This is a genomic window from Jeotgalibacillus sp. S-D1 (genome assembly GCF_004358665.1).
Classification (GTDB): domain Bacteria; phylum Bacillota; class Bacilli; order Bacillales; family Jeotgalibacillaceae; genus Jeotgalibacillus.
The window spans coordinates 1-10,430 of the sequence record NZ_SMZR01000016.1; the positions used below are offsets into that span (position 1 = coordinate 1).

At 39.2% G+C, this 10,430-nt stretch carries 11 protein-coding genes; 3 read left to right on the top strand and 8 right to left on the bottom strand.

What is annotated here, in order from left to right; genetic code table 11:
• The coding region (locus E2R51_RS20280) for a hypothetical protein (RefSeq protein ID WP_205703358.1) at nt 1–689 on the top strand (689 nt) is incomplete at its 5' end.
• Nucleotides 690–984: 295 nt separating this feature from the next.
• Here the strand turns inward: E2R51_RS20280 and E2R51_RS20285 are convergent.
• The 5 genes from E2R51_RS20285 to E2R51_RS20305 form a co-directional block, all read right to left on the bottom strand.
• Nucleotides 985–1,971, bottom strand: a complete 987-nt coding sequence (locus E2R51_RS20285) for a replication initiation protein (RefSeq protein WP_133378695.1) — start codon at nt 1,969–1,971, stop codon at nt 985–987.
• Nucleotides 1,972–2,170: 199 nt separating this feature from the next.
• Nucleotides 2,171–2,335 carry a hypothetical protein gene (locus tag E2R51_RS20290; RefSeq protein ID WP_368773692.1) on the bottom strand — a complete coding sequence of 55 codons (165 nt, stop codon included), beginning with the start codon at nt 2,333–2,335 and terminating at the stop codon, nt 2,171–2,173.
• Between the two features lie 481 nt (nt 2,336–2,816).
• The gene (locus tag E2R51_RS20295) at nt 2,817–3,680 is read right to left on the bottom strand and encodes a universal stress protein (protein WP_133378696.1); all 864 of its coding nucleotides are present in this window, start codon (nt 3,678–3,680) and stop codon (nt 2,817–2,819) included.
• 82 nt (nt 3,681–3,762) lie between these two features.
• Entirely contained in the window at nt 3,763–5,262 is a 1,500-nt protein-coding gene (locus tag E2R51_RS20300; RefSeq protein ID WP_133378697.1) for a SulP family inorganic anion transporter, read from the bottom strand.
• Between the two features lie 660 nt (nt 5,263–5,922).
• Nucleotides 5,923–6,363, bottom strand: coding sequence for a hypothetical protein (locus tag E2R51_RS20305; protein ID WP_110817436.1), 441 nt, complete (start codon nt 6,361–6,363; stop codon nt 5,923–5,925).
• 343 nt (nt 6,364–6,706) lie between these two features.
• On the opposite strand from E2R51_RS20305, the gene E2R51_RS20310 reads away from it, so the two are divergent.
• Nucleotides 6,707–7,459 (top strand): ACP-like domain-containing protein, encoded by a 753-nt coding sequence (locus E2R51_RS20310; protein ID WP_011954800.1) that lies wholly within the window; start codon nt 6,707–6,709, stop codon nt 7,457–7,459.
• A gap of 75 nt (nt 7,460–7,534) precedes the next feature.
• On the opposite strand, the gene E2R51_RS20315 is transcribed toward E2R51_RS20310, so the two are convergent.
• The 3 genes from E2R51_RS20315 to E2R51_RS20325 form a co-directional block, all read right to left on the bottom strand.
• Nucleotides 7,535–8,185 carry an Abi family protein gene (locus E2R51_RS20315; protein ID WP_133378698.1) on the bottom strand — a complete coding sequence of 217 codons (651 nt, stop codon included), beginning with the start codon at nt 8,183–8,185 and terminating at the stop codon, nt 7,535–7,537.
• Nucleotides 8,186–8,312: 127 nt separating this feature from the next.
• Nucleotides 8,313–8,522: a hypothetical protein gene (locus E2R51_RS20320; protein WP_133378699.1), complete on the bottom strand. Its 210-nt coding sequence runs from the start codon at nt 8,520–8,522 to the stop codon at nt 8,313–8,315.
• A gap of 1 nt (nt 8,523) precedes the next feature.
• Complete coding sequence (locus E2R51_RS20325; RefSeq protein WP_205703359.1) at nt 8,524–8,844, bottom strand: hypothetical protein; 321 nt, start codon at nt 8,842–8,844, stop codon at nt 8,524–8,526.
• 253 nt (nt 8,845–9,097) lie between these two features.
• On the opposite strand from E2R51_RS20325, the gene E2R51_RS20330 reads away from it, so the two are divergent.
• Nucleotides 9,098–10,430 (top strand): MobA/MobL family protein (locus tag E2R51_RS20330; protein WP_133378700.1); only part of this gene is annotated, 1,333 nt, incomplete at its 3' end.

Consider the following 10,430-nt stretch of genomic DNA (forward strand, 5'->3'; position numbering starts at 1 on the left):
ACTGTTTGAGACCTGGCTTTAATGATGATCCTAATGATTACCCTGATAAATATGATTATAGACAAATTGAGGTGATTAAAGACTTTGTGACATCACTTAATCTTCAAAGTAAGTATTTTAGAGACAACTTGACAGCGGTTAAAAATAAGATTGATGAAAGCTTTATTGCCAACAACAAGGACCTTATCCACCTGGTTAATCATCCTAAGCAGGAGCGTGAGCAGTATAACGAGCGGTTAACCGCATGGTTTGAATTTAAAGAAGATATTGACCAAAAAAGAGCTGATTTTAACCAAAGCATTATTCCTAAGTTGGGGGGTAGCGCCGGAGAGGTGGGTAGGATGACCCGAGATATCATTTCATCATTTGACTATATCCCAGGGTTAGATCAGTTTATTTCTGATGACAAACAAACCATAGAGGCCAGAGAATTAGCTAAATCCCATAGATCAGATACGCTAAATAGAACTTGCCAACAATTCAAGTATGCCTACTTTGATGTGCTTAAGTTGCCTAGTGGCGAACGAGAGAGTTATACAAACGCTCTAAAATTGACCGTAGAGGAGTTTAAAAATATTTATGGTAGTCAGCTACCATATGAGCAAAACAAAGCCATAGATGACGGTTTACGTGCGTTTAATAACGATTTACAACAATCTCATAGGCCTTCAAGAGGGTTTAGTCGATAAAACACCTTTAGCTAAGAAAGATATGAGTGAATGTTAGATCCAGATAATCAGCAGTATCGCTGGTTATTTCAATGGTTTTTTCTTGTTGTTTTTCAAAATTGACGAACGGCAACTATCAGATTATTTTTGAGAAAAGTTAAGCTCACCTATCTTTTGACATTAACTTTTTGATTCAGGGTCAATAACATTCAATCAGCAGATTGAGAGTATTTTTAGATCTTTAATAACTGCTAGATAACCAAAGTCTAAAGCACCCTATCGGGGGTTAACTGATGGCTTGCACTGTTACACCCCTCTAAGCCAACCATCTTATCACTGTAGCCCTTGCCACGCCTAGGTTTCGGGCTATTTCGCTCTTATTCTTACCCTGTTTGTGCATTTGTCGTGCTTTTTCTCTTTGGTGCTCATATTTTTTTGACCTAGCTTTACCGCCATTAGATGAATTGCCTTTCTTGCCCCCTTTCGCTCCTTTTAGTGCTTGTATCTTGCGAAAAGCAACGCTAGAGCGTCTATTTGGCTGTTTAAGCTGCTTGTTTACGCAATAGCCTGCGATACTATTAGAAATGCTTTTAAGCTCGTTATAAGGCAACTGAGGGCTAAACCTGGTGTTTTGCTCCTCGCACCACTTCAGGCATTGGTTATAAATCTGTGTGAATGTGTGCGTATCAGCCAATGGGTAGGCCAGATGCCTGACTGTATTGAATATATAGCTATTCCTGCCGTAATATTCGTCATTGTCTGCGGTATGTGGGATTGTGGTAGGTAAGTCGAGGTAATTAGCTAAGTCGTGCAATGAGTACGGCTCTGCACCTGTGTAATAGACCTCATGGGATGAATTTAGGGCGTTTTTTGCTAAGTAACCAGTAAAACCCATGTCACCGCCTAACGCCAATGTGAGGGCGTGTTCAACAGCATTTAAAAAGGTGATTGGTTCAGGGCGTGAGTTCTTGAAGAAAGACACTGGATCTTTGAGTCGATAAAGATACTGGCAATGGCCGTTTTTAGGGTTTTTCAGGACAAACTGGGGGCGTGGTATTCCTGCGTCATGGTAGGCAAATATTGAGCCGTCATAATCGAGGTCAATGACAATAAACGTGGTGACTTTAGGCGTGTTATAACCAATATATGCGTTTTGCGTGGCTTGCTTGGGTGTTTTGCGTCTGAAATCCGTATTGTTTTTATGAGGACTGCAACGCAAGGTTGTAGGTAAGTCTTGATACAACTCGGCCAAAGGCGGGATATTTTCCCACTCGTCAGGGTTAACCTGTTTTAAATATTCCATTACATCTACGCTTTTGTATTATAGCGATAGCGTGATATAATGCATCTTGCTTAGGAAGCACTATATCAGCCACCACTGATTAGTATTCTAGAAACCCTCACAGTGTCCAGCTGTGGGGGTTTCGTCTTTTTAGCTAGTTTACTCTTTTGTTACATTCTGTGCAAACCCTTATATCTCAAGGCTTAAATAGGATATTATCCTATTTAAATAAGTCAGCCTGGCCATGCTTACGTACGTACTCACGCATAAAGGCTCTGATAGCCTGGGACGCTGTTGTATCTTGGTTCTGACAAGCGTGTTTAAATGCTTTCAGTAGATTTTCATCAACTTTAGCAGTGAACATTTTTGTTTTTGGCTCGGTCATAATTACAGTCCCATAAAAAAATACATACAGTATATACCAAATATGTACTTATTAATACCAAAAAAAACCCTAGCCCCTAGCAAGGTATACCAGTCAGTTAAGCAAGAGACTTAGCGGAGATATAGTTTTTTAAAACTAGTGAACTCCATAAATATTGGGATCTAAAAAAACAAAAATAGTCTGTTATAAGTGGTTCTATTATAACGGTCTATTTTAGGTGGTCTATTAAGGCTTTATAAGGAGTTTTTAGGTGGTTCCGCTAGGGTATGCCCAAAACATATATGCTTAATAGACCTCTTGCAAAAGTACCGTTTTATTGACCTTCGTTAACGGAGTATCAAAGGCTAGCAATGACTTATGCAAGAGATCTAATACTATTAAAAAAATAGAACCCACTTAATCAGATCAGTAACGATTCTAATTAAGCGAATTTAGTGCCTATCATGGGTGCAATGATTTGCCAAAGTGATTGTTTGATATCTTAGCGAATCAAAATGACTGGCGACAGCGTCTTAGCAATGATCTTTGTCGTAGTACTGCCAACAAATAGCTGTTGGAATTTAGAATGGCCATAAGCACCAATGACAATAATATCGACCGCATTTTGCTGCTGAAAAGCCAATAATCCATCAACAGCATCAGAGGCAGTTAAATGATGCGCTTCTACTGTAAAGCCTGAAGTTGTTAATTTCTCGGTAGCCATTACTAAACTGTGTTTGGAGGTCGCATCATCATTACCTATCATGACGATATGCCCTTGCAGACCTTTTAACAGTGGACTTTTCGCAATCATATCAACGGCTTTAATGGCTGTTTTACTGCCATCAAATGCTATCATATAAGAATTGGGCGTTTTAAACTTCTCTGAGCAAATCAACACTGGCACGCTGGAAGCGCGCGCCACAGTTTCGATTTGACTACCAATATTGATACGGCTGTCTTTATGATCTTCGCCGCGTCGTCCCATGACGATGACACGGTTTTTTGTATTAAAGTGTTCAATCGCTGGTAGCAATTTGCCATGACGTTGATAGACGTTGACATCTACGCCATCAAAGCTACTTTGAATATGACTTTTTGCGTCTTTTACCAAAGCATTGCTATAGCTATTCGCGATTTTTGCTCTTTGCTCATCGAGTTGCGTAAGTTCTTCTAGCAGAAGCTGGCGACTATTAATGCCAATTGCCCCCGATAAATCACGTCTGGTTGAGGCAGGCACATCACTGACGTGCAGTAAGCCTACTGGTAGATTCAATCGGCTGGCATACCATGCCGCATAATCACAAACCGATTCCGTCACGGCTGAACCATCGATACAAGCCAAAATGTGCTGTTCTGTGTTCATAATTTGTCCTTAAATTTTAATTTGGAGTGTCCACTTCACCAAAACTAATAGGCTTGATAGACACTATCGTTAGTAGACGTTATTAATGAGCACCTAAGCTTTGATCGGCATCAGGTTTGTCATGAACGCCGAACTTCTCTATCATCGCTTGGCTTGCTTCATTGAGACCAATTAGCTCAACCTCAGTCCCTTCTCGGCGAAATTTAATGATGACTTTATCAATGGCAGCGACTGCCGTCACGTCCCAGAAATGCGCTCTTGACACATCAATGACTACTTTAGATATAGATTCTTTTACATCAAATGACTCAATCAAACGCTCTGCTGATGAAAAAAATACTTGACCATTGACGAAGTAATAGCGCGTTCGTTCTGCTTCATCCAATTGCGTGTGCACGCTCATATAGCGTTCGATTTTACTGGCAAAGAATAGGGCTGATAACAGCACACCAATTAATACGCCATATGCTAAATTATGGGTAGAAACTACCACAGCAACCGTAGCAACCATAACCAGATTGCTTTGCAATGGCTTGGTTTTCAGATCTTTAAAAGAACCCCAGTTAAACGTACCTATAGCAACCATAATCATTACAGCAACTAATGCTGCCATGGGGATAATCTTCAACCAATCGCTTAAAAACACGACCAGTAATAATAAGAAAAAACCTGAAACTAATGACGATAGGCGCGTGAAACCTCCTGACTTTACATTGATGATAGATTGACCAATCATCGCACAACCTGCCATACCACCAAAAAAGCCACTGACGACGTTGGCAATACCTTGACCTTTACACTCTTGGGTACGATCACCTTTGGTATCGGTTAAATCATCCACGATGGTCATGGTCATCATAGACTCAAGCAAACCGACGATCGCAAGACTAATAGAATACGGCAAAATAATCAGTAAAGTGTCTAGATTCAGAGGAATATCAGGCAGCAAAAACATAGGCAAAGTATCAGGCAACTGACCCATATCATTAATAGTACGTACTTCTACACTTAATAAGATAGCGATCGCTGTTACCAGTACAATACTGACCAGTGGAGAGGGAATCATCTTGCCAATTTTTGGAATGTAGGGATAACCATAGATAATTACTAGACCTAGAGCCACCAAACCATAGACGTGTACTAGGTTTGAGCCGTCTTGTGGCATCAGCTCTGGAATCTGCGACATAAAAATCAAAATGGCCAAGGCATTAATAAAGCCAAGGATGACAGATTGCGACACATACTTCATCAAATTACCCAGCTTTAAAAAGCCAAAGATAATCTGTATAACACCTGTCAAGACACTGGCTGCTAGCAAATACTGCAAGCCATGGTCTTTAACTAACACGACCATCAATAGCGCCATCGCACCTGTGGCACCTGAAATCATCGCTGGACGCCCGCCAACAAAAGCGATCACGACGGCAATACAGAAGGAAGCGTAAAGACCTACTTGGGGATCAACACCAGCAATAATAGAAAACGCAATGGCTTCAGGAATAAGGGCTAATGCGACGACAATACCAGCCAAGACATCGCCTCTAACATTGGAGAGCCAATGTTCTTTAATAGTAGTTAACATGTTTAACTCAGTTTTTATGAACTGCTTTAGTCTGTCAATAATCGCGATATCTGAGCTAAGAGATAGGAGATATCCAAAATAAAAGGTCTGACACATTTCTAGCTAGGCATAATGCCCATCAAAAAATAGATATAAAAATGTGAACCATCGTATTTAGCGCGTTATTGTCATAACTTGCCTTTAATAGCTTGCTCTTAATGACTCGATAGATAAATCGATTATAGATACAAACATTAAAGCAGTGCGTGTGCACAGGAAAAAGCGTAAAACGCTCTATGACAGAAATTGCTATAGGGAGCAATTATTTACTTAGGAGGGGGTCAAACAGTTAAGGCGGAATATTCATCTTTGTAGTAAACGACTTTTATAGATTAAAGGAGTAATATTTCTCGTGATTCTAACATACATAGCACCAGTCAATAAAAATATCTGGCTATTACTCCCATAACAGTACTTATAGAAATCAAAAATAAGCCAATATACCTATAAAAAGACACTGCATGTACACAACGGAGTACACCGCGACTACCTAAATAAGTCAATATAGCGATATCATTAGCCTACAGCCGAAGGTTCAAGTCCTCACTAGGGTACCGAACCAAGAAAAGAGCTTGAGTGGCTCGCTATAAGTATACATTGGCTACCGCTTGGGCTTATCTGCTATGTGGGCGCAATTTCTATTGCACCGGCAACGGCACAACCCTGATATGCTTTGCCTGCGTAAGTTAATATTGCAGTAAATTCATTTTGATAGCCATTGTCATCGATACAAAGGTTATTTTTTATATTCACAACAATAGGCTGTCCATTGACAGTACTCGCGTATTCGACACCTTCAGTATTGACAGAACCAGAACCCACCACGGTAACTGTTGCTGTCGTTGGCTTTAAGAAATTTGCCTCTATACTTAGCTCATTTCCTTCAATCACTATTCGCCAAATTTTCCCTTTGTTTCCAAAAGCAGTAAATGCCCCTGACGCTACCGGCGCTTCTATTGTAGGCTGCTTACTCAGATCCGTGGTGTCGGCACGATGGTTACTACAAGCCACTAGAGCTAAGCTGCCCGTTAAGCACATTGTCGTTAGAAGCAAAGAACGCATAATTTTTCCTTTAAATATAATAAGAGAAGAGGGCGTTCAAAACTCTGTGTCAACTAAATTAAAGACGCTAGCCAATTTAATAAACGCCCCGTGCGTGATTATTTGGATTCTTGATTGGATAATATTTGAATATTTGCCGTATTTTACTAGCTTGAACATATCATTCACTGGGGTGGAGTGTTAATCTGTTATGTTTTTTCATTGGATTTGCTTTGGTCTATTGTGTACTAGCTAAAATCTACTCGAAGATATGGATGTAATATATAGTTTGTCCGACACCAATAAACTCAACTATTTTGGATGTTAAAATAATCAATTATTTTTTAATACGAAAGGTTTTAAGATGAAATCAAAGAAAATACTCGCCCTTGCATTTGTGATGTCGTGTATAGCTGCTTTAGCAGGCTGTAACACAACACCTGATAACAGTAGTCAGTATACTAATGCAGTAGAGACTTCTCATAAAAATAGTCACAGTAATATTGCTAACCCCCAAGTTTTGGATATCAAGGGCAGTATTACTGGCTATGATACAAAGGAATATATATTCCATGCACAAGCTAATCAAGTATTAAGAGTAGTAAGACAAAACACATCAGACGATGTGGTATTAAAGTTACTGTATCTTGGAAATAACAATAAAACTAGTGAACTCTCTGGTGATTTCCAAGTCCTGCCTTATACAGGGGATTATAAGCTTATCGTAAGCCAAACACGCAATGATGCCCGTAAGCATGCAAACACCGCAAAAAACTTTAATTTGAAAGCCTTTATCACTGACCAGCAGCAACCATCTAACCAGCAAAATTATGTCGTCAACTACAAGTGTGATAGCAACGAAAATCTAAGCGTAACCTACCACTTTAATAACCAAAAAACTAGTGCGACAGTGACTTACGATAATATTTCACAACAGCTAAACTTTGATGATCAATATAGTAAAAAAAATAATCCAGTATTCTCCAATAATAACTACTTACTGAGCGTAGGAACTATTAATGATGGCGTGTTTGGAGACTCAATGGTCTACTCTTTGTTAGATTTAAAAAAATCTAAAGGTGGCTACGCGTTATTGCAAAACTGTCAAAAATTATAAACGCCTTCCACAGCTTGGGAAACGTCTAATCAATGGTTATTTAGATTATTAACGGCATTTGAAAAATATTAGCATTTAAGGTTTGCTATTCAACAATGAGGTGACATTTTGGTTTAGGTTCAACCATTGAGCTGTATCCTCACACCTATATCCTATTACTTTAATTATCGCTTCGTAATCTTCATCCAGTTTCCTGCTAAATATCGGCTCATGGTGCGCTATACGATTTCTTAACTTTCGAATTCTTCCTAAATCTTTATGCATTTCCCCTCTCAAAGTTTTTATTCCAATATTATTATCTGTATTGGGAAAAGTGCTTCTAAAATGAGGCAACCATAATCGGTCATCATGACGACTGGTAAGCATGTTTTGCCAGAATACAAAACTCAGTTCAGGTATTACTTTGTTCACATCGGATGATTTGTCTCTCGCATACTCTAAATTTCTTCTTGGATTGTCACCCTTCCTAGGATTAGGTAAAGTGTTCACAAAGCCATTATCCCAAGGCCATTGGTTACCGTGTAGTTTAAATAATACCTCTGAAACAGCATTTCTAATAGTAACCTCACAAATATGCAAACAAGGAAAGAACGCGCCCGATGTGTTTGCGTTCCACAGATACAATTCTAAGGCATCTTGAAGGTTGGAAGTTTCTCTTTCGTAAGTAGATAGTCTTGGTGGAGATATAGTCCCCTTAACTCTTTGCCCATTAACAGTTGAATTCATACTTAGAAAGCCTTATAATAAAATCGTGAGCTAGGGGTATCGTAGGTTAACACCTCCCCTCTAGACAGATGCGAAAACCCTGCCTTTGTGCAGGGTTTTCTTTTTTTTGATTTTAGCAAATATTTCCTTATTGATTATCTTGCAAGCTCCTAAGGCGCTTATCAATCTTTAAAATCTTATCTTCTTGTTCGGCGAACGGGTAGACTGCGGTGTCCTCTAAAAGATCCTTCATATCATACTTTACTCTTGTAGATCTAAAGTCATTTAAAGCAGCTGACAAAGATAATCTAATCATACTCAGTTCATCTTCATTTATTTCTAAAGTAAATTTTTTCATACTAACTCCTATTATTAATATTTGGATAACTATTATCCGTCTTATTATTCGAGAGCCTCTCTTGATCTCTCAACTTTTCTATAACCTCAGCCATTAACTCCTTATCGCCTTTCCTTGTTAAGAAAGCTTCTAAGTTATCAACTGTATAAGATTTTAATCCATTGAGCTTACTGCCTTCTAACATGTCAATTAAGAATGCACCCAATAGTATTTTCTGTCGTGTCAGCTTCTTATCTAACTTCTGTTTCTCCCTATTTATCTTAAGTTCAAGCTCATTAATTTTTTGCTGTTCCTTTAAATCATTACCACCAAGCAAGCTCATAACTTTCTCCTAAACTACAATTTTTTCATTTTTCGACTATAGCAAAATAACCATATCCTAACAATCAGTTGTGATATAGTTAATTGACGGATGGTTGAGTCCCACTGACTAAGTGCGAGTTTTCGACTTGAAATTATAATCCACTATGTTACTTATAATTTCAAATCAAAACCTCGTGAGGGGCAAGCCCCCTCAACCCCCACCCCAAACAAAAAGCCGTTTGGGGTAAAGCAAATATCGGAGTTTGTACGAAATGGCCATTTTCATCGCTAGCACAAAATCAATAAGCAGAGGTAAGGGGCAATCAGCAGTTGCATCTGCTTCATATCGTGCTGGTGAAAAATTGGAAGATAAGCGATACGGAAAAGTTCATGATTACTCAAAACGCTACGGTGTTATGAGTGCAGATATTATTTTGCCGTCATCATTAAAAAATATTGGTGCAACTATTGAGCGTGGCGAACTTTGGAACAAAGCAGAGAAAGCAGAGAACCGAAAAGACGCTAGGGTCGCTCGTGAGTGGCTGGTCAATTTACCGCATGAGCTGAACAAGGAACAGCGAAAAAAACTAGCACACACTTTTGCTCAAGCATTAGCAGATAGATACGGAGTTATTGCAGATTGTGCGATACACAAACCAACTGACAAAGAAATAGAGCGAGGGGCAGACGCTCGCAACTTTCACGCTCATATCATGTTAACAACACGCAAAGCAGAGCTGAACGATAACAACGAGATTGTACTAACAGACAAAAGCACAGCCGAGCTATCAGATAAAAAAAGGCGTGAAATTAAACTTGAGCGTATGAGCCATGAAGTTAAAGAAGTGCGTCAGCTTTGGGAGCGTGTCGCTAACGAGAAGTTAGCAGAACATGGCATAGAATTAATTGATAGTCGCAGTTATAAAGACCGCCAGCTTGACATTGAACCGCAATTAAAAATGGGTTCAGTTGCGACAAAGAAAGAGCGTGACAAGTACGAACGAGAATTGAGAAAAGCTAAAGAAGCACAGAAAAAAGGTGAACATTATGAGATAGATAATACGCCCGTTACTGTGCCTGGACAAATCAACGCAATCATCAAAGAACGCAATGAACTTGTGTTCAATAGTCGCAAGCGAGAGCAGAAAAATGACAGACTTAGAACAGTTGAAAGAGCAACTAAATACATTGAAAACGCAACTAACAACACAGTTTCAGTCAATCAAAGAATTGACGAAACAAAACGACAGCTTGAGAGAGCAGAACGAGCAATTAACAACACAGCTCGAACAGCAACCCCAAACCCACTCGAACAGCAATACAGAGCAAGCGTTGATAGACGAGAACAAGCGACTGCTGAACTTGCTAGACAGCAAAGACGAGTTGATAGAGAAACTAGAAGAGCAAATCTTGAAGATAAGAGAAGATCTGAACGTGCTGAACAGCTTAAGCTAAGACTTGCTCATAAATTACTCACGGCCACACAACAAGATAACTGTTTGAGACCTGGCTTTAATGATGATCCTAATGATTACCCTGATAAATATGATTATAGACAAATTGAGGTGATTAAAGACTTTGTGACATCACTTAATCTTCAAAGTA

Bases quoted from the DNA above. Each gene is read 5' to 3' on its own strand.
- E2R51_RS20285 (WP_133378695.1), bottom strand. From the start codon at position 1,971: ATGGAATATTTAAAACAGGTTAACCCTGACGAGTGGGAAAATATCCCG.
- E2R51_RS20305 (WP_110817436.1), bottom strand. From the start codon at position 6,363: ATGCGTTCTTTGCTTCTAACGACAATGTGCTTAACGGGCAGCTTAGCT.
- E2R51_RS20325 (WP_205703359.1), bottom strand. From the start codon at position 8,844: ATGAGCTTGCTTGGTGGTAATGATTTAAAGGAACAGCAAAAAATTAAT.
- E2R51_RS20315 (WP_133378698.1), bottom strand. From the start codon at position 8,185: ATGAATTCAACTGTTAATGGGCAAAGAGTTAAGGGGACTATATCTCCA.
- E2R51_RS20320 (WP_133378699.1), bottom strand. From the start codon at position 8,522: ATGAAAAAATTTACTTTAGAAATAAATGAAGATGAACTGAGTATGATT.
- E2R51_RS20290 (WP_368773692.1), bottom strand. From the start codon at position 2,335: ATGACCGAGCCAAAAACAAAAATGTTCACTGCTAAAGTTGATGAAAAT.
- E2R51_RS20300 (WP_133378697.1), bottom strand. From the start codon at position 5,262: ATGTTAACTACTATTAAAGAACATTGGCTCTCCAATGTTAGAGGCGAT.
- E2R51_RS20310 (WP_011954800.1), top strand. From the start codon at position 6,707: ATGAAATCAAAGAAAATACTCGCCCTTGCATTTGTGATGTCGTGTATA.
- E2R51_RS20295 (WP_133378696.1), bottom strand. From the start codon at position 3,680: ATGAACACAGAACAGCACATTTTGGCTTGTATCGATGGTTCAGCCGTG.